20 protein-coding genes and 1 tRNA gene are annotated in these 25,203 nt (G+C 60.9%); 12 read left to right on the plus strand and 9 right to left on the minus strand.

What is annotated here, in order from left to right; all coding sequences use genetic code 11:
- Positions 1-223 precede the first annotated feature (223 nt).
- On the plus strand, positions 224-1,237 hold the full coding sequence (locus I1M21_RS04265; protein WP_195192563.1) for an asparaginase: 1,014 nt from the start codon (positions 224-226) through the stop codon (positions 1,235-1,237).
- Between the two features lie 320 nt (positions 1,238-1,557).
- Here I1M21_RS04265 and I1M21_RS04270 read toward each other — a convergent pair whose 3' ends face one another.
- Positions 1,558-1,764 carry a helix-turn-helix domain-containing protein gene (locus I1M21_RS04270; RefSeq protein ID WP_195192564.1) on the minus strand — a complete coding sequence of 69 codons (207 nt, stop codon included), beginning with the start codon at positions 1,762-1,764 and terminating at the stop codon, positions 1,558-1,560.
- 88 nt (positions 1,765-1,852) lie between these two features.
- On the opposite strand from I1M21_RS04270, the gene I1M21_RS04275 reads away from it, so the two are divergent.
- Positions 1,853-2,242, plus strand: a complete 390-nt coding sequence (locus I1M21_RS04275) for a hypothetical protein (RefSeq protein WP_195192565.1) — start codon at positions 1,853-1,855, stop codon at positions 2,240-2,242.
- A 9-nt stretch (positions 2,243-2,251) separates the two neighbouring features.
- Here I1M21_RS04275 and I1M21_RS04280 read toward each other — a convergent pair whose 3' ends face one another.
- The 6 genes from I1M21_RS04280 to I1M21_RS04305 form a co-directional block, all read right to left on the minus strand.
- On the minus strand, positions 2,252-2,635 hold the full coding sequence (locus tag I1M21_RS04280; protein WP_195192566.1) for a DUF1648 domain-containing protein: 384 nt from the start codon (positions 2,633-2,635) through the stop codon (positions 2,252-2,254).
- An 11-nt stretch (positions 2,636-2,646) separates the two neighbouring features.
- Positions 2,647-3,723 carry a redox-regulated ATPase YchF gene (gene ychF, locus I1M21_RS04285; RefSeq protein WP_117655222.1) on the minus strand — a complete coding sequence of 359 codons (1,077 nt, stop codon included), beginning with the start codon at positions 3,721-3,723 and terminating at the stop codon, positions 2,647-2,649.
- Between the two features lie 114 nt (positions 3,724-3,837).
- Positions 3,838-5,091, minus strand: coding sequence for a 4Fe-4S binding protein (locus tag I1M21_RS04290; protein WP_195192567.1), 1,254 nt, complete (start codon positions 5,089-5,091; stop codon positions 3,838-3,840).
- Between the two features lie 151 nt (positions 5,092-5,242).
- Positions 5,243-6,310, minus strand: coding sequence for a glycerol dehydrogenase (locus tag I1M21_RS04295; RefSeq protein ID WP_195192568.1), 1,068 nt, complete (start codon positions 6,308-6,310; stop codon positions 5,243-5,245).
- Between the two features lie 148 nt (positions 6,311-6,458).
- Complete coding sequence (locus I1M21_RS04300) at positions 6,459-7,559, minus strand: glycerol dehydrogenase (protein WP_118328342.1); 1,101 nt, start codon at positions 7,557-7,559, stop codon at positions 6,459-6,461.
- Positions 7,560-7,640: 81 nt separating this feature from the next.
- Positions 7,641-8,864, minus strand: coding sequence for an iron-containing alcohol dehydrogenase (locus tag I1M21_RS04305; RefSeq protein ID WP_055251037.1), 1,224 nt, complete (start codon positions 8,862-8,864; stop codon positions 7,641-7,643).
- A gap of 498 nt (positions 8,865-9,362) precedes the next feature.
- Between I1M21_RS04305 and I1M21_RS04310 the strand changes: the two genes are divergently transcribed.
- From I1M21_RS04310 to I1M21_RS04330, 4 genes are all read left to right on the plus strand, one after another.
- Complete coding sequence (locus I1M21_RS04310) at positions 9,363-10,439, plus strand: hypothetical protein (RefSeq protein WP_195192569.1); 1,077 nt, start codon at positions 9,363-9,365, stop codon at positions 10,437-10,439.
- Positions 10,439-11,482 carry a hypothetical protein gene (locus I1M21_RS04315; protein ID WP_195192570.1) on the plus strand — a complete coding sequence of 348 codons (1,044 nt, stop codon included), beginning with the start codon at positions 10,439-10,441 and terminating at the stop codon, positions 11,480-11,482. The genes I1M21_RS04310 and I1M21_RS04315 overlap by 1 nt, the downstream gene beginning before the upstream one ends.
- Before the next feature lie 45 nt (positions 11,483-11,527).
- A complete protein-coding gene (locus tag I1M21_RS09785; RefSeq protein ID WP_229025593.1) occupies positions 11,528-13,705 on the plus strand; it encodes a MurT ligase domain-containing protein in 2,178 nt (725 codons plus the stop codon).
- Positions 13,706-14,003: 298 nt separating this feature from the next.
- Positions 14,004-14,080 (plus strand) — tRNA-Glu (locus I1M21_RS04330).
- A gap of 279 nt (positions 14,081-14,359) precedes the next feature.
- Here the strand turns inward: I1M21_RS04330 and I1M21_RS04335 are convergent.
- Positions 14,360-15,121, minus strand: coding sequence for a 4Fe-4S binding protein (locus I1M21_RS04335; protein WP_195192633.1), 762 nt, complete (start codon positions 15,119-15,121; stop codon positions 14,360-14,362).
- A gap of 183 nt (positions 15,122-15,304) precedes the next feature.
- Entirely contained in the window at positions 15,305-17,392 is a 2,088-nt protein-coding gene (locus I1M21_RS04340) for a glutamine synthetase III family protein (RefSeq protein ID WP_117645902.1), read from the minus strand.
- Positions 17,393-17,819: 427 nt separating this feature from the next.
- Here I1M21_RS04340 and I1M21_RS04345 point away from each other — a divergent pair, with 427 nt between their 5' ends.
- From I1M21_RS04345 to I1M21_RS04370, 6 genes are all read left to right on the plus strand, one after another.
- Complete coding sequence (locus I1M21_RS04345) at positions 17,820-18,692, plus strand: methylenetetrahydrofolate reductase (protein WP_195192571.1); 873 nt, start codon at positions 17,820-17,822, stop codon at positions 18,690-18,692.
- Positions 18,692-19,480: a hypothetical protein gene (locus I1M21_RS04350; RefSeq protein ID WP_195192572.1), complete on the plus strand. Its 789-nt coding sequence runs from the start codon at positions 18,692-18,694 to the stop codon at positions 19,478-19,480. Before I1M21_RS04345 ends, I1M21_RS04350 begins: the two co-directional genes overlap by 1 nt.
- Positions 19,481-19,489: 9 nt before the next feature.
- Positions 19,490-22,045 carry a homocysteine S-methyltransferase family protein gene (locus I1M21_RS04355; RefSeq protein ID WP_195192573.1) on the plus strand — a complete coding sequence of 852 codons (2,556 nt, stop codon included), beginning with the start codon at positions 19,490-19,492 and terminating at the stop codon, positions 22,043-22,045.
- Positions 22,046-22,153: 108 nt separating this feature from the next.
- A complete protein-coding gene (locus I1M21_RS04360; RefSeq protein ID WP_118205271.1) occupies positions 22,154-23,518 on the plus strand; it encodes a PFL family protein in 1,365 nt (454 codons plus the stop codon).
- Positions 23,519-24,040: 522 nt separating this feature from the next.
- Positions 24,041-24,724 carry a class I SAM-dependent methyltransferase gene (locus tag I1M21_RS04365; protein WP_229025604.1) on the plus strand — a complete coding sequence of 228 codons (684 nt, stop codon included), beginning with the start codon at positions 24,041-24,043 and terminating at the stop codon, positions 24,722-24,724.
- Positions 24,725-24,882: 158 nt separating this feature from the next.
- Positions 24,883-25,182 carry a YhbY family RNA-binding protein gene (locus I1M21_RS04370; protein WP_006234690.1) on the plus strand — a complete coding sequence of 100 codons (300 nt, stop codon included), beginning with the start codon at positions 24,883-24,885 and terminating at the stop codon, positions 25,180-25,182.
- The last annotated feature ends 21 nt before the right edge of the window (positions 25,183-25,203 follow it).

The raw sequence follows: 25,203 nt of genomic DNA on the forward strand, positions 1-25,203 counted from the left end.
AATGAACGAAAATAACCTCCATAGTGTACACGTAAGCAGCGGTTCTGCGCCCGTCATAGCCATCAGCGCACGGCAAACGCACGACCTGCACCCCTTTTGGTGGCGATTGAAGTGTTTCCAAACGTTACAGATGATGTAATACGTTTGAACATTCGACGCCCTGTGCCACAATACTGTCGAACGATTCCGCCCTCGCGGCGACAAAATTGATAGGAATACCAGCATGAAGCGCATCCTTCTCATCGCCACGGGTGGCACCATCGCATCGACCGAGGACGGCAACGGCCTCTCCCCCGCCCTGACCGGTAAGGAGCTCGCCCAGAGCGTTCCCGAGATCTTGGGGCTTTGTGAACTCGACGTCGTGCAGCCCATGAACATCGATAGCACCAACATGCGCCCCAGCGACTGGATGCGCATCCGCGATGTCATCGTCGAGGGCTACGCCGACCACGACGGCTTCGTGGTCCTGCATGGCACCGACACCATGAGCTATACCGCCGCGGCGCTTTCCTATCTGATTCAGGACAGTCCCAAGCCCATCGTGCTCACCGGTTCGCAAAAGCCCATGGGCAACCCCTTTACCGACGCCAAGCTCAACCTGTATCAGAGCCTGCTCTATGCGCTCGATGAGCATTCGCACGATGTCTCAATCGTGTTTGGCGGCGTGGCCATTGCCGGCACCCGCGCCCGCAAGCAGCGCACCATGAGCTTTAACGCATTTATTAGCGTCAACTATCCGCCCATCGCCTATATCCGCAACGACCGTATTGTGCGCAACGGACTCCACGGCACGCATCAGGGTGAAAACCCGGTGCATTTCTACGACAGCATCGATCCGCGCGTGTTCGTACTTAAGCTCACGCCCGGCGTAAACCCGGGCATTCTGGACGCTCTGGCCGACAGCTACGACGCCGTGATTCTGGAGACCTTTGGCATTGGCGGCATCCCGGAGTTTGGCGAGTCGGGTGAGTCGTTCCAGGAGGCAATTTTCCGCTGGGTCGATTCGGGCCGCACCGTTGTTATGACCACGCAGGTACCCGAAGAGGGTCTGGACTTGGGCGTCTACGAGGTCGGCCGCGCTTACGCCGATCATCCGGGCATTTTACGCGGCGACGACATGACCACCGAGACGCTCGTGGCCAAAACCATGTGGGCACTCGGCCAGTCGCGCGACGCCGCCGAGATCCAGCGCCTGTTCTACAGCCAAGTCAACCACGACCGCATCCCGATGGCGTAACCCCAAGGGCAGGCCTACGTATCGCAGCCCTAAACGGCAGGTGGTCCCCCTCGGGCCGTGCAAAAAACGGAGTATTCTGCAATTTCCCCGCCGGAAACACCATATTGGCTGTCTTTCAGACGGGCTTTTAGCGTGAAAAGGCCGTGCTATAAATATTTATTCCTCATTATTATTTAATCTGTGGATTAAATATTGCCAAAAACACGAAGTAAGCTGTTCGAACTGCCATCTGGCGACGGACAGGTGCTGAATACTCGCGATTTTGCACATCGCAGCCAGGGGGACCTGCCCAAAGGGCGCCAAATAGCATCGAAAACGTCCTATTCGATGCCTTCGAGAAGCTCTGACACCGTCATGCCGAGGGCGGGCGCGATCTTAAATAGAACCTTGAGTGTGAAGTTTGCCGTTCCGCCCTCGATCTGATCGAGATAGGGACGGCTAATTCCTGCCGCCACGCAAAAATCGACCTTGGAGATACCAAGGCCTTCACGCTTTTGCTCGACTCGCTCGCCAAGAATCTGTTTCACACGTTCATCCATGCAAACGAGTTTGAAATGGCGCAAAACAAAAACGTAAACTATAGTTTACGTTTTGCCGAATACACAGGAGTTTTCTATGTCGGGTTCTTCGATTTACGTACGGCGTGCAGATTGTCGTCGGCGCAACACACCGATTGCTCTTGTCGTTATCGAAGCCGACCAGCTTACGCCCGACGAACGCACCGCCTTCACGCTGCTATTAAGTCGCGTCCACGCGGCGCTACTTCCCAACCCAAAGCAGGGCGAACTTGCGGCCCTCTGTCAACAGCACGGCTGCGCATTCGACCAGACCGCCGTTATCGCCACCACGCAGCGCGGCCTTCCCTTGTTGCTGGAAGCTGCCGTCGCCCTCACGCTGCGCGACGCGGGATACGAAAACGAGGCCGCCGCCGATGTGGTCTTTCAACCGCGATCGAGCGGCGGCCTCGCAGCAGCCATCGAATATGCTTGTAGGCTCGTTGCCTAAAGGAACAAGCTAGAATCCCAGTCCAAAGCCCGTGCCAGTAATTGCCGAATACATAAAGTAGACGTTAATCACATTGAGGAACACGCCCGTGACGCAGCCGTTGCGCAAATAACGCTCGCATGTAAGACGGGCCATCACGGCGGAGTCTTCGTTGTTCTTCGCCTGGCGCCCTGCCGTAAAGTACGTCACCACACTCAGCAGCAGGTTGAGCACCGGCAGCGCCAGCAGCTCGTAGCTCTTGCCCCAGCGCGTTGCCTCGCCGGCGGCATTGAACTTTGTTGCCACCTCGGGCCCAATGTTGGGAAGGACACACACCGCAACCACGAGCGGAAGCACCGCGAGCACCAGCAGCGCGATGCTCATGTAGCCGGCTTTTTTACCATATTTGAACATGCACGTCGTCCTTACACGTTAAAGCGGAAGTGCACGACGTCGCCGTCGGCCATGACGTACTCTTTGCCCTCGATGCGCAGCTTGCCGGCAGCCTTGGCGCCCTGCTCGCCGCCGAGCTCGATGTAGTCGTCGTAGCCAATGACCTCGGCCTTAATAAAGCCGCGCTCAAAGTCGGTGTGGATGACACCGGCTGCCTGCGGGGCAGTTGCGCCCTGGCGCACCGTCCAGGCCTTGACCTCCATCTCGCCGGCCGTAAAGAACGACTGCAGACCGAGCAGTTTGTAGGCAGCCTGGGCGAGCACGTCCAGGCCGGGCTGCTCCAGGCCCAGGCTCTCCAGGTAGTCGGCGGCGTCCTCGGGATCGAGCTCGGAAAGCTCGGCCTCGATCTTGGCGCAGATGGGCAGCGGCTTGACGCCGTCGATGGGCGCCAGGTCGTCGTTGAGCATATCCTCGTCCACGTTGGCCACATACAGAATGGGCTTCATGGTAAGCAGGAACAGGCCCTTGGCGGCGGCACGTTCCTCATCAGTCATCTCCATGGACGCGGCTCGCTTGCCCTCGTTGAGCCAGGCAAGCAGACGCTTGGCAACCTCAAACTTGGGCATGAGCTCCTTGTCGCGCTTGGCCTCCTTCTCGAGCTTGGGCAGCTGCTTCTCGAGCGTACCCATGTCGGCCAGGATGAGCTCGGTCATGATGGTGTCGGCGTCGCCAGCGGGGTCGACGAACTCGCCCGTACGGCCCACCTCGCGCATGACGTTGGGGTCCTTAAAGTAGCGCACGACCTCGCAGATGGCGTCGGTCTCGCGGATGTTGGCCAAGAACTGGTTGCCCAGGCCCTCGCCCTCGTTGGCGCCCTTCACCAGGCCTGCGATGTCGACGAACTCGACCGTTGCCGGCACAATGCGGCCCGGGTTGACGATGTCGGCGAGCTTTTGCAGGCGGCTATCAGGCACGTCGACGATACCCACGTTGGGGTCGATCGTGGCAAACGGGTAGTTGGCGGCAAGGCCGGTCTTTTTGGTAAGCGCGGTGAACAGCGTCGACTTACCCACGTTGGGCAGGCCCACGATACCGATGGAAAGGGACACGACAGCTCCTTTTGGTACAAGTATTTCAAACTGCATAAGTATAGCGCCGCCGCAGCATCCGGGCTAATCCGGACACCACGGCGGCGCAAATGAAGCAGAGATTAGGGTCGCTGGCTAGTCCGCGAGCTTCTCCACTTGGTCGAGCATCTTGTCGAGCTTGGCCTTTGCCTCGGCCTTGACCTTCTGGGCTTCTTCGTGGGCCTTGGCCTTCTGGGCGGCCTTTTCCTCGGCCTCGGGATCGACGACGACCAGGTTGGACGCATCGTGCTCAACGAGCTTGAGCGCATGCTCGGGGCACACCTTGACGCAGGCGCCGCAGCCCAGGCAATACGTTGACTCCAACGCAAAGCGGCCGCTTCCCACCAGATCGCAGGCAAACGTTGGGCACACGTTGACGCACTCGCCGCACGACGTGCACTTGTCAAAATCGCACTCCGGCGTGCTCACCTGCATATTCTGGGCAAGTTCGGGGTGATTCTGCAGCGTCGAGAGCACCAGCTGACGGCCATGCGTCAGCGTGCGGCGGCGCTTGGTCGTCGTGGTGCCGCACATGGTGTTGAGCGTGCGCTCGAGCTGCGTGATCTGGTGACGGTGGGCCTTCAGCTTCTGCGTCACCGAGGCAAGTGCCGCCGTCGCCGGATTGAGCTTGGTCACGGTTAGGCCCGTGGTGCGGGCAATCTTATCCATGTACTCCTTGCGCTCGTACTCGCGGCGCTTATGGCATTTGAGGCTCTTGGGGTCGACCTCCAGGCCCATGCCCGTACCGGCCCACTCCTCGGCAGTAGCAATAGCCTCGCCCAGGATATCCTCGCCACCGGTGTTGCGGCACTTATCGCACACGCCCAGCGGCAGGTAGACGCTCACGTTGGGATAGTCTGCCAGCACCGAGAACCAGGTCTCGGCCGTAATGTCACCCACGCAGGCGACGACGACCTCGTTTTCGCGCGGCATGCGCTTCAACGCACGTGTGCAGGTAACGTAGGCAGTCTCGTGGCTCGTAGCCGCCGAGACAATATCGTCGTAGAGGTTTTTGGGCGCCAGGCGCGGCGAGATAATCGCCTCAGTCGGGCAGGCAGTAGCGCACAGGCCGCACTTGCGACAGGTATCGAGAATCTCGATGGCGTCCTCTTCGACCTCGATGGCGTTGACCGGGCACACATCCATGCACGCGGTGCAGCCACTCTTCTCGTTTTTGCAGGCTAGGCACGGAATGGTGTTTCCGCGCGGACGCTCCTTATAGTCGGCAGGATTCCACTGCGGCGCCGACGGATCGAGCGCATCGGTCACGCCGCCAAGCGGGTTTTTAAGAAAATCGAAACCCTTGCTGATCTCGATAATGTCATCAAACAGATCGTGTTCCTGCGCCATGCGCGGCCCCTCCCTGAGCAGTGCAAACAAGCGATAGATAATGATACGCTATCGGCCCACGCCTCGGGCAAATTACACGCGGAGCATCTTTGCGGCAAATAGCCCATGGCCTATCGCCGCCTCGATCGCACAAGGTCGATCGAGCGCCAAGCTATGCCTCGCACATGAGTTGCACGAGCTTTTGTTCGGTCACCTTGACCTGCTCGTTGGCCATATTACGCTCGTTTCTAAAGGCCGCATCCGCAACGCTCATCAGGTCAGCATCGGAAATCCCGCCAAGGCCCAGCTCCGCGAGCGTCGTCGGCAGACCGACGCGCTGACAAAACTCGAGCACCTGTTCAAGCTCGGGCGCACGCTCCAGGCGAAGCTGGACCACCAGACCAAATGCCACGGCCTCGCCATGCATGGCCTTGCACTCGGGCAGGATCGTCAGACCGTTGGCAATGGCATGGGCAAGTGCCAGGCCGCCGCTCTCAAAGCCAACGCCCGAAAGCAGAATATTGCACTCGATCAGACGCTCAACGGCTGGTGATATGCGGCCCTTCTTGAGGTCACGCTTAGCAGCGACACCACACTCCATAAGCGTGTCGTAGCAAGCGCGGGCTGCAACCAGAGCCAAGTGCCCCGGCGTACCACCGTGTTCGTTGGTGCCCCGCACCGCAACGCACGAGCGTGCCTCAAAGTACGTTGCCAGCGCATCGCCCATGCCGGCAACCGTCATGCGCAACGGCGCTGCGGCGATCACGTCGGTATCAACCACGACCAAGTCAGGATTCTTCGCAAGCGCCAGGTAGTAGTCGAACGATCCATCTTCGTGATACAACACCGAAATCGCGCTGCACGGACCGTCCATCGATGCCGCCGTGGGGCACACGCACAGCGGAAGTTCGGCAAAGTGCGCAACGGCTTTGGCGATGTCGAGCATCTTGCCACCGCCGATACCGACCACCATGTCGCAATACTCTGCCTGGGCCTCCTTGGCCATTTCGACAACAGCCGCCTCCGTGCATGGACCGTTATAGATCTTAAAGAACGGCTCACTCATGCCATCGTCTAGGAATCCATCGACGATCTGCTTGCACAGCCGGTCCTCGGTGCCCTGGTCAAACAAGACATAGGCGGCGCAGCCCAACCACGACAAATACCTGCCCTGGCGCGAAAGCTCCCCCGGCCCCTGAACATACCGACCGGGACCGCCGTAAACCATAGGCAGCGACATACAAGACCCCACCCTTTCACTCACTCAACATTGGTGCAAACTAACCTGACCCCCTTGCACCAACTTGGTACATTAGGGTCAGGTTACTTTGCACCATAGCAAAAAGGGGCAAAGCCATCTGTCGGCTTTGCCCCTTCCTTACCTTAGTTTACTCATCCATAAGGTAGTAGTGACCCAGCGCGTCGGCACCCAGGATAGCGTTGGCGACCATCTCAGGCGTCACCTCAAACGGCATGTTGCACATGGTGTCCTCGGGCGCGCACGCGGCCTCGGCAACAATCATAGCCTGCTCGCGCGTAACCTCGGCAACGCCAAGTTCCTTCATCGTGACCGGCAGGCCCAGCTCAATGCAGAAGCCCAAGACTTCCTCGAGCTTCTCGGTCGGAGCGTCCTCGAGTACCAGCTGGACGATGGTGCCGAAGGCGACCTTCTCGCCGTGATACATGCCATGGCACTCGGGCAGCATCGTCAAACCGTTGTGGATGGCATGAGCAGCAGCAAGGCCCGAGCTCTCAAAGCCAATGCCCGAAAGCAGCGTGTTGGCCTCAATGATGTGCTCGACGGCAGGCGTGAGCGCACCCTTCTCCAGCGCGACCTTGGCCTTGACGCCATCGGCCATGAGCGTCTCATAGCAGAGCTTGGCGAGCGCCAGACCAGCCATACCGCCCTTGCCGCCGGCGCAGGTGCCGCCGTCGGCATCATGCGTCGCCTGGGCCTCGAAATAGGTTGCGAGCGCATCGCCCATACCGGAAACCGTCAGGCGCACCGGACTCGCCGCGATAACCGTCGTATCCATAAGGACAATGTTGGGGTTTGCCTTAAGGAAGAGATATTTATCGAACTGGCCGTCGTCGGTGTAGAGCACCGAAAGTGCCGAGCACGGTGCATCGGTCGAGGCGATGGTGGGGCAAATGATAACCGGGGACTCCAGGTAATAGGCGACGGCCTTCGCGGTGTCGAGGATCTTGCCGCCACCGACGCCGACAATGATGTCGCAACCGTTGTCGCGGGCGAGCGCAACCAGGCGATCGACCTCGCCTTTGGAGCACTCGCCGTTAAAGTCCTCAAACAGCAGCTCGGCCTTAGCCTCGGCAAAGCCGCCCTCGATCTTGGCGCCGACGCGCTTCTTGCCCGAAGGCGTCACGATAACGAGAGCCTTAGCGCCGAGCGGCTCGACATAGGAACCGAGCTTGGCCAGCTCGTCCGGGCCCTGGATGTACTTGCTGGGGCTATTGAAAATTGCAGCCATTTTTATCCCGTTCTCTAATTAAAAAGAAAGGGGCTCCGTACGGATACGTGCGGAGCCCCTCGTTACGATAACAAGAGTCGATTAGAAATCGATGTCGGTGTCGTAGTAGCAGGCCTTGAGAATCTTCTCGAAGTCGGCAGCCTTGGTCTCACGCGGGTTCTCCGGCGTGCAGGCGTCCTGCTCGGCGTTCGCGGCGATCTCGGGCAGCTTGGCGAGGAACTCCTCCTCGGAAACCATCTGCGGGTTCTCGGCGTCGACCTTCACGCCGCCATTCGCGTAATCCTTGATGGACTGCGGAATGTTGAGCTGGTCGTTGAGGTCGCGGATCTTCTGGACAAGCGCAGCGATGAGCTCCTCGTTGGTCTCGCCGGGAAGGTGCAGGATCTCCTTGGCCACGTAAGCGTAACGCTCGGCAGCACGGGGATCCTTGGAGTTCCACTGGATGACCTTGCCCAGGTACATGGCGTTAGCAGCACCGTGGATGATGTGACCGTTCTCGAAGGCAGCACCGGTCTTGTGAGCCATGGAGTGAACGATGCCGAGCAGGCCCGAGGAGAAGGCGATACCGGCGATGCACTGAGCCTCGTGCATGTGCTGACGGGCCTCATGGTCACCAGCATAGGACTTGGGCAGCCACTCGACGATCTCGCGGATGCCGTGCAGAGCGTTGGCGTCGGTGAACATAGAGGCGAAGGTAGAAACGTAGGCCTCCATGCAGTGGGTCAGAGCATCCATGCCGGTGTGAGCGCACAGCTTGGCGGGCATGGTGTAGGTGAGCTCGGGGTCGACGATGGCGACATCAGGGGTGATGTTGAAGTCGGCCAGCGGGTACTTGATGCCCTTGGCGTAGTCGGTAATGACGGAGAACGCGGTGACCTCGGTAGCGGTGCCGGAGGTAGAGGAGATGGCGCAGAAATGAGCCTTCTGACGCAGCTCGGGGAAGCTGAACGGCTGGATGATGTTGTCGAAGGACTCCTCGGGATACTCGTAGAAGACCCACATGGCCTTAGCGGCATCGATAGGCGAGCCGCCGCCGATGGCGATAATCCAGTCGGGCTCGAACTCGCGCATGGCCTCGGCGCCCTTCATGACCGTCTCGATGGACGGGTCGGACTCGACGCCCTCGAACAGCTTGACCTCGAAGCCGCCTTCCTTAAGGTCGGCCTCAACGTCCTGCAGGAATCCGCCGCGGCGCATAGAGCTGCCGCCAGAAACGATGATGGCCTTCTTGCCCTTGAGGTTCTTCACCTCGTGGCGAGCGCCCTCACCAAAGTACAGATCGCGAGGATTGGTAAAACGTCCCATACTGTGCCTCCTAAACAAGCCCCTCTTAGACTTGCGTATATAACGGAGCACCCGATTGGCTCCGTTAGGACCATTTTGTGCGTCGCCGGCGATAGCGACGCAATGTCTAAACGTCTCAACGCTCAGACAAACACTATTTTACCGTTCTGGTTGGTCAGTTATTCACCTAAAGCCAACAATGATGAAACGTTTTTTCTATCCCTGAAGACCCTTGTGGGGCATGCATACTCCCAAGCTGGGCAAACGTTTTATCAGGGTTGACCACATATCCCGGGTAGGACTGTGCCCCTCCAAAATGTGCCCCGTTCGCCGCCAAAAATCGACCGTTTACGGCACTGTGATACCACCCGCGCAACCGAGGTGCCGACATTTGTGCGACATCCGTCTTCGTGGTGCAAAGGTGCAAGTCCAAGTGCGGCACCCCCGGTGTGCCACATGCGGGTAAACTAGACCTTTATATAGAGACATTTGAACCCTAACCGCAGCAAAGGAGGCCCCATGGCATTCGATCCCATTCAAGAGGATTGCCATCGCCTCGTTCTTGAGGCCTTGCGCCGCGACAATATCCCGCTCACCGACGGTGCCGCCGTAGAGCGTCTGATGGAACAATTCACCCGTAACCCCGCGCCGCTCATCGTGCACGACCGCGACCGCGCCGGGCATCTCATTGCCAAGGTGGTCGAGGCTGTCGACTACCGCATCCCCTTTATCCCCGACGACGCCCAGGCAGAGCAAGAAGAGGCCGCTGCCGAGAACATGCTCCGCGAGGCAGCCGCGCTCGACCCGAGCAACTGGGATGCCCAGCGCATGCTGACGGCGCTCACCGCCGAATCCAACGAGGAATACGTGCAGTATCTGGTGTCCAAGTGCGACGAGGTGGAGCACGATCTGGCGCTCAAGATCGCCTCGGCACAGGACCCCTACGAGCGTGAGGCCGCAGGCGACCTGACCCGCCGTCCCTACCTGCGCTGGCTTGCCGCCTTGGCATCGCGCGCGCTCATTAGCGGCCGCTACCGCATGTCGCTCGAAGCCGCAAACCGCAGCCTGGACTTTGCGCCCAACGACCCCGCCGGCGTCCGCCATACCGCGATGCTTGCCATGGCAAAGCTCGAATACCCTGCCGAGGAGCTCAAGCGTTTTCGCTCCGCCCACTCCGTGCCTTATCTTGCCAACACGCCGCTGCGCCGCCGTCCCAAGGACGCAGAGCGCGACTTGGACCCGTGGACGCTCATCGCACTGATGAGCGCAGCCTGGCGCGAGCTGGACTACGAAGGCGCCGAGCACTACTTGCGCATCCTCGCACGCTCGTGCCCGCACGCAGCCGAGGCGCTCTACTTCCAAACCGAGTTTCCCGATGGCGTCTATGCCCGCGTCAATGTGGGCGTGGGCTCCACCGATGAGCTCGTCCTTGCCCTGTCCGAGGCGACGCCGGTGCTGCAGGAGGGCCTAGGCGCGCCCGACAACGCCAGCTTTGCCGCCTGGGTCGCCACCAACGACATCGTGCGCTCCCAAATCGACGAGCGCATCCTACGCGCAGCCGAGCAGGGATTGCCGTTTAAGGGAGGAGACCTCTAATGGATCCGAGCGTCTACATCCCCGCCTATCTGGAGCGCACCTATCTGGCATCGCACCCCGAACTCACCGATGCAGCACGCGAGCTTGTCCGTAACGACATCAGCGCAAACCCTCACAAGTATGCGCAGACCGAGCATGCCCAAGCGCTGCTGTCCTATGCCGGTGTTCATCGTCATTTGCTTGACGAGCTTCGCCGCATCGAGGACATGGGCAGCGACGAGGAATTTGAGCAGACGCGCAACCGCCTGTTCGACGACATGCGCGACGAGCTGCTCAAGATTGTTCGCGTCGATGCGCATGTCCTCGATGCCCAGCTGCTCGCCATCATCCTGGCGGACACGCCCGTCGACGCCTGTCTAGGCGACTTGATGAAGCTCGAGGCGACCACAGCCGATTACCTGCAGCAAAGCGTGCCCGGATTCGACATGGAGGCTCCGCACTACTGGGCCAACAAGGTGCTGGCAGACGGCGTGACGGCGGCCCATCTCACCGCAAGCGAGCCGGCGCTTATCGGGTGGCTCCACACGCTCGAGGCCATCTCGCAGCTGTGCATGGCGAGCGCTCGCTACCGTGCTGCCGTCAACTATTCTCGCCGTGTTCTTAAGGCGGAAGGCTATCCCACCCGAGCTGCAGGCACCGTGCTACTCGCCCTCGCTCGTCTGGAAGACGAGGACGGCTTTTTTGCCCTGGCCCACCAGCTCGAGGAGCAGATGGGGGCCGATGCCCTCGAGAACTCGCCGTGGTATTTGCTCGCCCGCACGATCTTGTTGTTCAAGACAAATAAGATGCGCCCGGCGACACGCGCGCTGCGCGAGTTTGCCAACCGCTGCGAGGGCGGCGCATTCTTTTTGCTGAACCCCATGTATCAGACACCGTACCTTCCCTGCCGGCCCGAACCGCACGACCCCTGGGACCTTTCGCATCAGGCAGTTTGGGAAGCCGACGGCATCATCTCGGATACTCCCGACTTTGCCCCCTGGGCCAACGCTTGCGAAGACGTATCGCAGCTTGCCCAGGAATTTGCGCGCCGTTACGGCTTTTAACGGCGCAAACGCCACGACCATGTCATTCACGTTAGGAACGACTTCATGAACTTCCGCTCTTCTCTCGCCTGCACCTCGAGCGATATCGCCCGCTGGGGGCTGCGCTCCGTCCTTAAGCGCCAGGGCGGCGTACTCCCCGGCCGCATCGCCATGAAGATCGACCCCGAGCTGCTGAGCGACCTCGCGGGCCTTGTCGACCGCAGCGTGGTAATCACCGGCACCAACGGTAAGACCACCACCTCCAACCTCATCGCCGACGCCGTTGCCACCAGCGGCGCCACCGTGGTATGCAACCGCGCTGGCAACAACATGGAACCGGGCGTGGTGGGCGCGTTGCTCGAGGCGCGCGGCGATCTTAAGCGTGCCGGCAGCGGCAAGCGCGTAGGCGTTTTTGAATGCGATGAGCTCTACACGGTGCGCGTCCTGCCCAAGCTCAAGCCAACGTACTTCGTACTGCTCAACCTGTTCCGTGACCAGCTGGATCGCTACGGCGAGATCGATCACACCCAGGAGGTCATCGCCCACGCGCTGGAGCTTTCGCCGGCAACGACGCTCGTCTATAACGCCGACGATCCGCTCTGCGCCTCGATCGCCGCACGCGTCCCCAATATGAGCATCGCCTTTGGTATCGACGGTGCCACGGACACCGAGTCCGATCGCATTAGCGACTCGCGTTTTTGCTCGCAGTGCAACGCGCCGCTGAAGTACGACTATGTGCAGTACGGCCAGCTCGGAGCCTATCATTGTCCTTCGTGCGGTTGGGGTCGTCCCGCGCTGGTCCGTCGCGTGACAGACGTTGAGCTCACCTGCAGCGGCTACGACTTTGACCTGAACTTTGGACCCGAGGCCAAAGCGCCCACCACGCACATCGCCACGCGCTACAACGGCCTGTACATGGTCTACAACGTTGCCGCCGCCTTCTTTGCGGCGCGCGAGTTGGGCGTGGACGTTGCACATCTGCAGCCCACGCTCGATGCCTACGTCCCCGCCGGCGGACGCATGGGCCGCTGGGAAATCGCTGGCCGTACCGTCGAGGCAAATCTGGCCAAAAATCCCGTGGGATTCGATCGCCAGATTCAGTCCATTAAAACGGCAGGCGGCAGGCTCTGCGCCTTCTTCCTGAACGACAACGACGCCGACGGCCACGATGTCTCATGGATCTACGACGTCGACTTCGAGCGCATCGCCGATACCCCAGGGCTTGTCGCCTTTGTCGGAGGTACGCGCGCGCACGATATGCAGGTACGCCTGAAGTACGCCGGCATCGACGCCGGCATCATCTCGAATATCGAGCAGGCGATCGGCGCCGTGACAGACGAGGCCGCCGATGACACCTTCTACGCCGTCGCCAACTACACGGCCTTCCCGCCGCTGGTCAAGGAGCTCGACGAGCTTAAGGGCACCGTTGCGAGCTCGGTTGCCTCCTGCGCCGTAACACGCGCCGATGGGAGCGCTGTCCCCACCGACATTGTGCCGGTCGAGCTTTCGCGCCCCCTGCGCATTGTCTACCTGTACCCCGATGCCCTCAACCTCTATGGCGACGGCGGCAACGTCATTGCCCTCGAGCGCCGCTGCGCCTGGCGTGGCATTCCCGTGCGCGTGGACGAAGTCCGTATGGGCGAGTCGCTCGATCTCACCGACGCCGACATCGTCATGATGGGCGGTGGCTCCGACCGCGATCAGTTGGCCGTGGCACACGAGCTGCTCGCTCAAAAAGACAAGGTCGCGGCCTATGTTGAGGACGGCGGCACACTACTTGCCATCTGTGGCAGCTATCAGCTGCTCGGCCGTTCGTACTATATGGGTGATGATCGCATTGAGGGCTTGGGCGTCATTGCCGCCGAAACCGTGCGCGGCTCCGACCGCCTGATCGGCAACGTCGCCGTCAATACCGACCTGGCATCCGAGCCCTTTGTGGGATTCGAGAACCACGGCGGCCGCACCCTGCTCGATGCAGAGGCCACGCCGCTCGGAACGTCCGTCGTCACGGGTACCGGCAACAACGGCGACGATGGCTTTGAAGGCCTCATCTACAAGGGCGTCATCGGCACATACCTACACGGACCGGCACTACCCAAGAACCCCGAGCTCGCTGACTGGCTCATCGCCCACGCCATCGAGCGCCGTGGCGACGCACAGGCCGCCGCCCTGCTGCCGCTCAAGCCCCTCGACGACGCTTACGAGCACGCCGCCCACGACGCCGCGATGAAGCTCCTCCCCTAACGCCCCGCCACCACAAAGGGGACAGGCACCTTTGTGGTGGTTTTGATCTGCCACGTTTGTTTGTCTCGATCTGTAACATCTAGGCCGTTGAAAGTCGTCTTACTGTTACAGATTGAGATGTTCGTCCCGACGCCCGCCGTCTGTCTCGATCTGTAACAGATAGAGCCGATTTGCCTGCCCAGATGTTACAAATCGAGATATTTGAAAATCGGAATAGAAACCCACTCCTGTGTGGTGGTTTTTCAATCTGCCAACGATATGTGAACGGATAGAAAAGTCTGCTATACTCTTTCCCGCTGTCCCCATCGTCTAGCGGCCAAGGACGCCACCCTTTCAAGGTGGATATCGCGGGTTCGAATCCCGCTGGGGGCACCACAGAATCTGAGAAGCCCGTTACCAATTCGGTGGCGGGCTTTTTGCTGCCCATACGCCGGGATTCGAACCCGGCAGGGTGCGGAGCTGAGGAAACGCGAAGCGTTTTCCAGCGCAGCACGCAAGGAGCGGAGCGACGCAGCGGAAGCGGGCGGCGCCAGCCGCACGCGGACATCCCGCTGGGGGGCACCAACTTTAAAAAGAACGAACCCGCCGGATGTAAGGTCCGGCGGGTTCGTTCTTTTTGCCGTTATAAAACGAAAAGCACTCAATGCCCTTGCGCTAGATAAACAGCTCGCACTCCTTCCGCTCGCCACAGGCTTTGCTCAACATCTTGGTAGCTGCAGAGAGCATGACGGGGTTTAGCACGCGAGCGGCATGCGGACACACGGCAACGCAGCGCATGCAAGAGATACAGTTCTTTTTGTCCACCCGCTTGGGATCGTCTTTGTCGATAGCGCCAACGGGACACACTGCGGCGCAAGCCCCGCAGACGGCGCACTTCTTTGTGGCCTTAGGCACCATACCGGTACCCCCGGCTTTCTTATAGGGACGATTACCCGGAATAGCCGGCTCAGAAGCATCTCCTACAGATATCTTTTGCTGAATCTGATCCGCAAACCCAGCGAGCTGCGCCGCGTCCCGTGCATCTGGCCGACCGGCGGCAAACTGGCGAACAATAGAATGCTCGGCGATGGCAGAAACCGCCGCGATTACCCGAAAACCCGCGCCCTTTGCCGCGTCCTCAAGCTCGACCAGCGTGTCCTCATACGCACGGTTTCCGTAAACACAAACCAAAACCGCCTGCGCACCGTTTCCCCGCATCATACCCAAGCGCTCCGCAGCCACAGCCGGAACTCGCCCGCCATACGAGGGCACCGCGATCACGGCTACATCCTCTTTTGTCATCGCAACCGTGCGAAAACCAAGCCCGCTATCGGTCAGATCTACAGCGACGGTCTCCCCTTCTAACGCATTGACAATGTGGTTAGATACCTTTTCTGTTCCGCCGGTCGGGCTAAACACGATATCGAATACCTTCATCGGATAATCCTCCCTTTTATGAACAAACGCCCGAAACGTCCGCATGCCAAAACAGGTTACAACTTCTAAGATGTCCCGCGTGAAACGCCTGCTCGACCGCAAGTTCAAAGAAGGTCCAAACGGCAAAAAAGAAGGGACCTCGCACAGGCGAGACACCTTCGCACGCAAAATCAAACGTGTCTGTTACACATAGAACAGAATGTCGTCGTAGGTCGGAACCGGCCAGTAGTCGGCGGCCACGATCTCCTCCATGGCATCCACGGCGGCACGCAGCGTATCCATAGCGGGAACGACCTCGTGTGCATACACATTGGCCTGCTCCTGGCCATCGAGGGCCTCGGCCTTCTGATGCACGGCGTCGAGCGCCTTGATGGAGTCGTTGATGGCGGTGATACCGTTGCAGAGCTTGTTGAGCGTGTTCTGCTCGCACTGCATGGCGGCCTCAGCACCGGCGGCACGAATAGTCTCAAGGCCCTTAGCGACCTTGGTGGCATAGGCGGTAATGACCGGGCGATAGGTACGACGCGCCTCGCGAACCATCGTGGTAGCCTCGATATTCATGAGCTTGTTGTACTTCTCGAGCTTGCAGTCGTAGCGGCACTGGGCCTCGGCCTTGGTCAGGACGCCCGTCTCCTCAAAGAGCGCGATAGCCTTATCGGAAACAAAGGCGGGCAGGGCGTCGGCCGTGGTCTTGTTGTTGGCAAGGCCGCGCTTCTCGGCCTCGATGGGCCATTCGTCGGAGTAACCGTCGCCGGAGAACAGGATGCGCTGGTGATCGGTCAGCACCTTCTTGCAGTACTCGAGCGCGGCGTCCTGGAACTTATCCTCGGGCGTACCCTCGAGTGCGTCGGCGAAGGACTTGAGCGACTTGGCCACGGCAGCATCGAGCACCAGGTTGGAGTCGGAGACGTTCTGCTCGGAGCCGCAGGCACGGAACTCGAACTTGTTGCCGGTGAAGGCGAACGGGGAGGTGCGGTTGCGGTCGGTGTTGTCCTGCATCAGCTTGGGTAGGGTATCGGCGCCCAGGTCGAGCACGCCGCGCGTGGCATGGACGGAAGCCTTGCCATCGATGATCTTCTCGACGACCTCGGTAAGCTGGTCGCCCAGGAAGATGGACATAATCGCCGGAGGAGCCTCGTTGGCGCCCAGACGATGATCGTTGCCGGCCGAGGCAACGGAGGCACGCAGGAGCTCCTGATAGTTATCGACGGCCTCGATCACCGCGGTGAGGAAGACGATGAACTGCAGGTTGTCGAGCGGGGTGTCGCCCGGATCGAGCAGATTCTCGGACTCGGTGCCAAGCGACCAGTTGTTGTGCTTGCCCGAACCGTTGATGCCCTCGAAGGGCTTCTCGTGCAGCAGACAGACCAAGTCGTGGCGGGAGGCGATGAGCTTCATCTTCTCCATCATGACCAGATTCTGGTCGATGGCCTCGTTGACCTCGCCATAGACGGGAGCGAGCTCATGCTGGCAGGGAGCGACCTCGTTGTGCTTGGTCTTGGCGGGAATGCCAAGCGCCCACAGCTCATCGTCCAGGTCCTTCATATAGGCCGAGACGGTGGGGCGGATAGCGCCAAAGTAGTGCTCCTCGAGCTCCTGGCCCTTGCAGGGAGCAGCGCCAAAGAGGGTGCGGCCGGTGATGACCAGGTCCCTGCGCTTGCGGTAAGCGTCCTTCTTGATCAGGAAGTACTCCTGCTCATCGCCCACGGAAGGAACGACCTTCTTGGGGGTCTTGCCAAACAGCGCCAAAACGCGCTTGGACTCACGCGAGAGTGCGGTCATGGAGCGCAGCAGCGGGGTCTTCTTGTCCAGGGCCTCGCCCGTGTAGGAGCAGAAAGCCGTGGGGATGCACAGGACATCGTCCTTAATGAAGGCGGGGCTGGTGGGATCCCAAGCGGTGTAGCCACGGGCCTCGAAGGTGGCACGCAGGCCGCCGTTGGGGAAGCTGGAGGCGTCCGGCTCACCCTGGATGAGGTTCTTGCCCGTAAACTTGGTAATGGCGGTGCCGTCGTGGTTGGGCTCGAGGAAGCTGTCGTGCTTCTCGGAAGTAATGCCCGAAAGCGGCTGGAACCAGTGCGCGTAGTGCGTCGCGCCCTTGGAGATGGCCCAGACCTTCATGGCGTGGGCAACGGCGTTGGCCACATCCAGGTCGAGCGGCTCACCGTCCTCGAGGGTTGCAGCAAGGCGCTTCCAAATGTCCTTGGGGAGGTAGTCCTTCATGACTTCCTCAGAGAACACCATGGTCCCGAAGCGGTCAGTAAGTTCGGCCATACGGAACTCCCTTCGTATCGGCACCGCGTGAGAAGCGGTGTTGATTACTAACGAACGAGTCATAGCTTAGACTCGCCGTGTTTCCGCGACATTACCGTTATGTTGCCGTCGCGAAACCAATCAATGAGGTTACCGCATCGCGGCGATGTTGCCACCCTCAACAGCCAATCAACTGTATAAATTGCAGACCTCTCCGCATGGTTTAAGGGTAGTCAATTGGGAACGGGGCTCTATTAACTGGTATTTCACATCAGATACCAGTCACTATAGCCCTGTCCTTCATAGACCGCCCTATTATAGGAAGTACCGATAGCGAAGCGTTTTCGATTGGTATCACCAAATCGCGAGAGAAACTCCACCTTAGCGCGGTCGTGCTGTAGAATCCTTGCAACAAAACATCGCACCTAGGCATCTAAAGGAGCACGATATGCGCGTCGACGAGGTTTTTAAGCAGGCAGCATCCCAGGGCACCGCGCCCATTTCGTTTGAGATGTTCCCGCCCAAGGGCGAGCTGACCCTCGACACGGCTCGCGAGGTGGCAGGCAATCTGTGCAAGCTTTCGCCGAGCTTTGTCTCGGTCACCTGCTCGGCCGGCGGCTCGGGCAACGGTGCCACCACCGCCCCCATCGCGCATATGATTACGAGCGAATTCGATACACCCTCGGTGGCACACCTCACCTGTGTGGGCCGCTCGCACGCCGATATCGCCGCCAAGGTCGACGAATACCGCTCCGCCGGCGTAGAAAATGTGCTGGCCCTGCGCGGTGATCTTCCCGCTGGCGCGACCGAGGACGACAAGCCCGCCTCCGACTACGCCTACGCCCGTGACCTCATCCCTGAGCTCGTCGACGCCGGCTTTTGCGTGGGCGCCGCAGCCTACCCCGAGGGCCACATTGCTTGCGAGGATCTTAACCTCTCGGTCGAGCACCTCAAGCAAAAGCAAGACGCCGGCGCGAGCTTCTTTGTGACACAGCTCTTCTTTGATAACGAGTGCTTCTACCGTTTTCGCGAGCTTGCTGACAAGGCCGGTATCACCGTGCCCATTACCGCGGGCATCATGCCTTTTATGGGCAAGTCGCAGATCAGCCGCATGGTCTTTATGTGCGGTGCGTCGCTGCCCTCCCCCGTCATCAAGATTCTCGCCAAGTACGAGAACGACCCCGAGAGCCTGCAGGCAGCCGGTGTAGATTATGCCGCCCGTCAGCTTTGCGACCTTAAGGAGCACGGTGCCGACGGTCTGCACCTGTACACTATGAATCGTCCTGCGATCGCCGCAACCATTATGGAGCGCCTGAGGTAATGGAAAAACCGCACATCGATACAGCTTTTGGTGAACTGCCGACCGACCTTGCGTCGCCGGCGCTCTACCGTATCGATGCCGCCCATCGCCCCCGAGTCGACCGTGCCGAGATGCTGCGCTACCTGGGCTACGGCGGTCAGCAGATTGAGCCCGAGCTGTCGCAGCGTATTGAACTTGTCGTTGAGCGTCTGGAGCTGGACATTGAGCCCCGCGGCGTGCGCCGCATATTTGCCATCGATGCCACGGGAGTCGATGAACAGGGCGATCCTTGCATTCGCTTGGTCGGCACCAACGTTGAGCTGCGCGGTCGCGATATCTATCGCCACCTCAAAGACGCCCGCTTTGCCGCACTCATGGCATGCACCCTCGGCATGGACGCCGAGCGTCGCCTGCGCACCACGGGGGCCCAGCAGCCCCTAGAGGGAGCCGTGCTCGACGCCGCATGCTCTGCCTATGTAGAAGCCGCAGTCGAGCAGATGGACCAGCAGGTCAAGGCTGCGGCCGCCGCACACGGACTCGCCGGCAACTGGCGCTTTAGTCCCGGCTACGGCGACTGCCCGCTTACGGCCCAGCGCTCAATCGTTGCTGCGCTCAACGCTACGCGGCTCATCGGGCTTACCGTCACACCTACCAACCTGCTCATGCCCACCAAGAGCGTGACCGCAGTGATCGGTCTATTTGACGGCGAGGTCCACGACGCCCAGAGCCGCCCTACCTGCAATATCTGCCGCATGCGCGAGCACTGCAGCTTCCGCGCTGCCCACACCACCTGCTATTCCAGCCATTAGGAGCCCTCGATGTTTACTCCGCTTATCACTCATGATCTGGACGGCGCTGCGCTGGCGGCGCCCGTTGATGCCGCACGCCGTAATGGCGCTGCATACAAGACGCGCACGATCGACGACCTTCGCATTAAGGACCATCGCCTGCGCGCCGCCATCGAGGGCACGGGGCACCTGCTGTTCGACGGCGGTATGGGCACCATGCTGCAGGCGGCCGGCATGAAGGCCGGCGCCCTGCCCGAGCTGCTCAACTTTGAGGAGCCCCAGGTCATTACCGACATTCAGCGCCAGTACGTCGAGGCTGGCTGCGACGTGATCACTGCCAACACCTTTGGCGCCAACGCCCACAAGCTCGACGGAGCCGCCACCGTGGCAGACGTCTTTGCCGCCGCCGTCGCCTGCGCCCGTGAGGCCGGCGCCCGCTACGTCGCCGGCGACATCGGCCCCATCGGCGCCCTGCTGCGTCCCCTGGGCACCCTCAGCTTTGACGAGGCCTATGACCTCTTTGCCGAGGAAGTGCGCGCCAGCGTCGCCGCGGGCGTGGACCTCTTTATTATCGAAACCATGACCGACCTAGCCGAGATCAAGGCTGCCGTCCTCGCCTGCCGCGAGAACTCCGACCTGCCCGTCTTTGCCACCATGACCTTTGAGGAAGACGGTCGCACGTTCCTGGGAACGAGCCCCGAGGTCGCCGCCATCACGCTCGACGCTATCGGCGCCGACGTCCTGGGCATCAACTGCAGCCAGGGCCCGGCCGAGCTCCGAGGGCTCGCCGCGCGTATGCTCACCGTCACCGACAAGCCCGTTATGGTGCAGGCCAATGCAGGACTCCCCCGCGTGGACGATGACGGCGATACCGTCTTTGATATCCAGGCCCCCGAATACGCCAAGGCCGTCGCCGGCATGATCGCCGACGGCGTGGGCGTCGTGGGCGGTTGCTGTGGAACCACGCCGGCGCACATGGCGGCCTTGCGCGCGCTTATCGACAACCACACGCCCAGCCCGCGCCGCCGCAAGCCCAGCATGTCGGTCACGAGCGCCCAGACGGTCGTGGACCTTCCCTGCGACGGCCACAAGATCGCCGTCATCGGCGAGCGCATCAATCCCACCGGCAAAAAGCGCCTGCAGCAGGCCCTGCGCGACGGCGACCTGGACTACGTCGTGAGCCAGGGCATCAGCCAGCAGGAACAGGGCGCCGACATCCTGGACGTCAACGTGGGCCTGCCCGAGATCGACGAGGTCAAGATCATCCAACAGGCGACCGAGCAGCTCCAGGGCTCCACGCTGCTGCCGCTGCAGATCGACTCCACCGACCCCGCCGCCGTCGAGGCCGCCGTACGTCGCTACGCCGGCAAGCCCATCATCAACTCGGTCAATGGCAAACAGCAGATCATGGACGAGATCTTCCCGCTGGTCGCCCACTACGGCACCAACGTCGTCGGCCTCACGCTCGACGAAGGCGGCATTCCCGATACCGCCGAGGCTCGCTTCGCCATCGCCGAGCGCATCGTGGCCGAGGCTGCCCGCTACGGTATCGGCCCGGACCGCATCCTCATCGACTGTCTGGTCATGACCGCCTCGACCAATCAACGCCAGGCCGAACAGATCCTGCGCGCCATGTCCCTGTGCAAGGAGCGCCTGGGCGTCAAATGCGCGCTCGGCGTGTCGAACATCAGCTTTGGCCTGCCTGCCCGCCCGCTGCTGGGCTCGGTCTTTTTGGCCGCCGCCTTTGGTGCAGGTCTGGACGCCCCCATCATGAACCCAGGTTCCAAGCGCTTTATGGATACCGTCTACAGCTATCGCGTCTTGAGCGTTGAGGACGAGGGCTCGACCGGATACATCGAGCGCTACGCCGGCTGGACCGATCCGTACAAGATCGCCGCTAACCCGGCAGCAGCTCAAGCAGTATCGAGCGATGCCGCGCCTGCCGCAAGCACCACCGCAAGCGCCGATGACGATCCCATCCGCCACATGGTCGTCTCGGGCCGCAAAGGCGAGATCGCGGCCGAGACCGAGCGTCTGCTGGCGGATCACGACGCCATGGACCTCATCAACAACCACTTTATCCCCGCCCTCGACGAGGTCGGAGTCCTCTTTGACCAGGGCAAGTTCTTCTTGCCGCAGCTCATGGCCTCGGCCGAGGCCGCACGCGTGGGCTTCGACACCATCAAGCGACTAATGCCCGCCGGCGAGATTGCCGATAAGGGCAAGATCTGTGTGGCCACCGTCAAGGGCGACATCCACGACATCGGTAAGAACATCGTCAAGATGCTGCTCGATAACTACGGCTATACCGTCTTTGACCTAGGCCGCGACGTCGACCCGCAAGAGGTGCTCAAGACCGTTAAGGAGCGCGATATCAAACTCGTCGGCCTCTCGGCGCTTATGACCACCACCGTCGTGGCCATGGAAGAGACCATCAAGCTGCTTCATGCCGAGGTGCCGGGCGTCAAGATCATCGTAGGCGGCGCCGTACTCACCCCCGAATACGCCAAGCAAATCGGCGCGGACTACTACGCCAAGGACGCCGCCGAGAGCGCTCGTATCGCCGAAGAGGTCTTTGGGCAGTAACACAACGGAAACAACCGAGCACCAAAACGTGCCGCACGCGCCACTTGGCACGTGCGGCACGTTAGAATAGATAAGACTATGCTCGTTTTGGCAGATAGGAGCGCAAGGATGGCGATCACGCCCGCAGAAATCGCGGAAACCCGCGGCATGGTTGAGGAGCAGAACCTCGACATCAGGACCATCACCATGGGTGTTTCGCTCATGGGTTGCGGTGACGAGAACCTCGACCGCATGTGCACGAAGATCTACGACCACGTGACGCACACGGCTGAGCATCTGGTCGAAACCGCCGAGAATCTCGAGCGCGAGTACGGTATCCCCATCGTCAACAAGCGCGTTTCCGTCACCCCGGTGGCGCAGATCGCCGCATGCTGCAAGGATGAGGACCTCACCCCCATCGCGCATGCCCTCGACCGCGCGGCCGAGACGCTCGGCATCGATTACCTGGGCGGCTTCTCCGCACTCGTCCAGAAGGGCATCGGCGACGCCGACCGCCGCGTCATCCAGTCCATCCCCCAGGCGCTTGCCACCACCAGCCGCGTCTGCTCCAGCGTCAACGTCGCCAGCCTGCGCGCCGGCATCAACATGGATGCCGTGCTCATGGCGGCTCAGACCATCATCGATGCTGCCAAGCTTACGGCGGATGAGGATTCCGTTGGCGCCTCCAAGTTTGTCTGCTTTGCCAACATGGTCGAGGACTCCCCGTTTATGGCGGGCGCCGTCCACGGCGGTGGCGAGGCCGACGCCGTCATCAACGTAGGCGTCTCGGGCCCCGGCGTTATGGCCGCAGCCCTGGAAACGCTGCCCGACTCCGCATCGATGATGGAAGTCGCCGAGAAGATCAAGCAGACCGCCTTTAAGATCACCCGTGCCGGCGAGCTCATGAGCCGCGAGGCCGCCCATCGCCTGGGTGTCGAGAAGGGCATCGTCGACCTGTCGCTGGCCCCCACGCCTGCCATCGGCGACTCCGTTGCCCGCATCCTCGAGATCATCGGTGTTGGCACCTGCGGTGGCCCCGGCACGACCTGCGCGCTCGCCATGCTCAACGATGCCGTCAAGAAGGGCGGCGTCATGGCCAGCTCCAGCGTGGGCGGTCTCTCGGGCGCCTTTATCCCCGTGTCCGAGGATGCCGGCATGATCGCCGCCGTCGAGGCCGGTGCGCTTTCGCTCGAGAAGCTCGAGGCCATGACCTGCGTGTGCTCCGTCGGCCTGGACATGATCGCCATCCCCGGCGACACCCCGGTCGAGACCATCGCCGGCATCATCGCCGACGAGATGGCCATCGGCGTCATCAACAACAAGACCACGGCCGTGCGCGTGATTCCCGCCATCGGCAAGGGCGTGGGCGACTGCGTCGAGTACGGTGGCCTGTTCGGCCGTGCGCCCATCATGCCGGTGAACCCCAACGCCGGCACCGTGCTTGCCCACCGTGGTGGACGCTTCCCGGCACCGCTGAACTCGCTCAAGAACTAGCTGAGGGGTTCGGGCGAGGAGCCCCGGGGAGGGCAAATATATAAGGTCGCCTGCTCGGACAGTCCTGACTCGCACGGAGAGCACATTAAGTGCTCTCCGGCTCGTGCGGAACTCGCGATCGACCTTATATATTTGCCCTCCCCGGGGCTCCCGCACAACGGGACCTCGGTTGAGTTCTATCCCTTTGGCAGTCGCTTCGCTTCTGCCCTACTTGGCTGGTATGGCGGTTTGGCGTTGGAACGGTTCTTTTTCTGATATATGCTGGTTGCGGCTCTTCTTTTGGGGGGAGTCGCTTTTTTGTTGCTAGGAGGTTGGCCCGTGGTTGATGGGGATGCTCGCTCTGAGCTTCTTTCTGCTGATTGGAATGGCGAGTGGATGCGTCTGCAAGCTGATCGGCGGCGGGCTGATGATTCTTTTGAGTGGGATAAAAGGGCTCGGCATTTTCGGCCGTTGGAGACTGCCCCTTATGCTCGGGATTTTATAAAGCTGCTGGCGCTTGAGCCTGGCGAGTCGGTGCTCGATATGGGATGTGGGGCTGGGTCGATTGCTATTCCGCTTGCGCAAGACGGACATTCCGTGATTGCCGCCGATTTTTCCCCTGCCATGTTGGGCACGCTTGATGCCGGCATTGAGTACTACGGGCTCGAGGGGCGCATAACGCCGCTTGAGCTTGCTTGGGATGATGATTGGGATTTGGTTGGACCGGTCGCGAAAGCGGTGGATGTTGCCTTTGCCAGTCGTTCGGTTACGACGACCGATCTGAAAGGCGCGCTTGCCAAGCTTGATCGTACGGCTCGTCGGCGTTGTGCTGTCACGATGGTCGCCAACTCCAGCCCGCGCTATGATCTGCACTTGATGAACGCCATCGGCGCCTCCGTTACCTGCAGCAATGGCTTTGTGTATGCCTTTAACATTCTCATTCAGATGGGTGCCCTGCCGCAGGTTACGTACTTTGAATCGCCCCGTCGCGACACCTTCGATAGCCTTGAGGCGGGCGTGGCAGATTTTTCCCGTATGCTCGAGCACGGCAACGAGGATAAAATCGACTGCCTGCGCGACTACATCGCTCAACACATGATTGAGAACCCCCATGCCGGTGAGCCGGGCTCCAAGGGCGTGCCGCAGGGGCGCTATATGCTCGATCATGTCCGCAAGGTTCGTTGGGCGTTTATTTCATGGGAGCCGGTCTCTGCGCCCAGCTCATAGCCTGTTCGCAGCCCGCACCGCCCACCCGCCCGGCATCCGCATTCTTTTTGAACTGGGCAAACGCGCTCCACACCGCGCCGTTCCTGCGCTATCGTGGGACAGCTCACGTAGATTAAGGCCCCGTCGCGGGGCGCCCCATACATAGAAAGCGAGAACCCATGGCACTGACAGGAGCCCAGGTCAAGCAGCTTCGCAGCATGGCCCATCACCTCAACCCCGCCATCATTATCGGCAAGTCCGATGTCAACGAGGGCACCGTCGAGCAGACGGTCGCCTACCTGGAAAAGCACGAGCTCGTTAAGTGCTCCGTGCTCGATGGCTCCAGTCTTTCCGCCCGCGAGGCCGCCGAAGAGCTCGCTGAGCGCTGCCACGCCGAGGTCGTCCAGGTCATCGGCCGCAAGTTCTCGCTGTATCGCGAGTCCTCGCGCAAGGACATCGAGAAGATCAAGCTCGTCTAAGAGCCAATGATCCGGCAAGCC

The sequence above is a fragment of the Collinsella aerofaciens genome (assembly GCF_015546965.1).
GTDB lineage: Bacteria > Actinomycetota > Coriobacteriia > Coriobacteriales > Coriobacteriaceae > Collinsella > Collinsella aerofaciens_X.